The sequence below is a fragment of the Streptomyces sp. NPDC051020 genome, from assembly GCF_040683105.1.
Taxonomy (GTDB): domain Bacteria; phylum Actinomycetota; class Actinomycetes; order Streptomycetales; family Streptomycetaceae; genus Streptomyces.
The window spans coordinates 1-1,023 of sequence record NZ_JBFBCG010000249.1 but is presented as its reverse complement, the minus strand read 5'-3'; the positions used below and the strand labels follow the sequence as shown (position 1 = coordinate 1,023).

The 1,023-nt window shown below is 68.5% G+C and carries 3 protein-coding genes; all 3 read left to right on the top strand.

All coding sequences use genetic code 11. The annotated features are described in order from the left end of the window. Positions 1–209: 209 nt before the first annotated feature. A complete protein-coding gene (locus AB0N06_RS39030) occupies positions 210–386 on the top strand; it encodes a hypothetical protein (RefSeq protein ID WP_366139400.1) in 177 nt (58 codons plus the stop codon). Continuing rightward, positions 383–631 carry a DUF397 domain-containing protein gene (locus AB0N06_RS39025; protein WP_366139399.1) on the top strand — a complete coding sequence of 83 codons (249 nt, stop codon included), beginning with the start codon at positions 383–385 and terminating at the stop codon, positions 629–631. The genes AB0N06_RS39030 and AB0N06_RS39025 overlap by 4 nt, the downstream gene beginning before the upstream one ends. 176 nt (positions 632–807) lie before the next feature. After that, a partial coding sequence (locus AB0N06_RS39020) for an AAA family ATPase (RefSeq protein ID WP_366139401.1) occupies positions 808–1,023 on the top strand: 216 nt, incomplete at its 3' end.

Below are 1,023 nucleotides of genomic sequence, written 5' to 3'. Positions count from 1 at the left end.
GCTCAGTGGATACGTGTTGCCGTCGGGTGCGGGGATTCCCACGTACTGGTCACGGGCGGCCGGCCCGAAGCACCTGGCACCCGGCGGCCAGTCGTACTCCTTGCTCGACCCGGGCGGGATCAGGAAGTACATCCATCGGCCGCCCGCGATCTCCCGTACGACCGGGCCCGGTTCGCCCTCGGTGAGGGTTGATGGGGCCCATGCAACTGATGTGCACGGCGGAAGGCCGCAATCTGGTGTTCGTGGAGGGCCAGGGCGGCGATAGGTTGATCTCCAGGCCGGGGCAGGTGGGTGACATGTTCGACCTCTTCGGCATTCTGCGGGCGCAGGCGCTCAACCCCTGGAAGTCGGCGGAGATCATCGAAACGAAGGCGAGGCAACTGTGACCACCGGGCCCGAGCTCTCCTGGTTCAAGTCCAGCTACAGCAACAACGAGGGCGAAGCCTGCGTCGAAGTCGCCTACGACTGGCGCAAGTCCAGCTACAGCGGCAACGAGGGCGGCGCGTGCGTGGAGGTTGCCACCTGCCCCCACACCGTCCACGTCCGCGACTCCAAGGTCACTGACGGTCCCACCTTCGCCGTCGCCCCCGCCGCGTGGACCGCCTTCCTGGCGGATGCCGTCACCGGCTGACCTCGGGATTGCTTCGCGCTGCTGCCGACTCCGACAGCAGCGCCATTTCCGCACGCCGACAAGTCCGCCGACAAGTCCGCCGGTTCGTTCGCGCGCGGACTCGAACACCAACTGACGTCTGCCCGAGCGACCGGCCTGCCAAGCCAGAGGAGAGAGCAGTGGACGACGACGTGGTGATGCAGGAGCGCGACGAACGGGGTGCGAGCCGCAACGAACCCGGCCCCGCCGTCGTCCTCATCACCGGCGTGATGGCCTCCGGTAAATCCACCGTCGCCCAGGCCCTGGCCGAGCGGCTGTCGCGGGCCGTTCATGTGCGGGGGGACGTCTTCCGGCGGATGGTGGTGTCCGGGCGGGCCGAGATGGTGCCGGGGGCGTACGAGGAGGCCGTGGCG

Bases quoted from the DNA above. Each gene is read 5' to 3' on its own strand.
- AB0N06_RS39030 (WP_366139400.1), top strand. From the start codon at position 210: ATGTGCACGGCGGAAGGCCGCAATCTGGTGTTCGTGGAGGGCCAGGGC.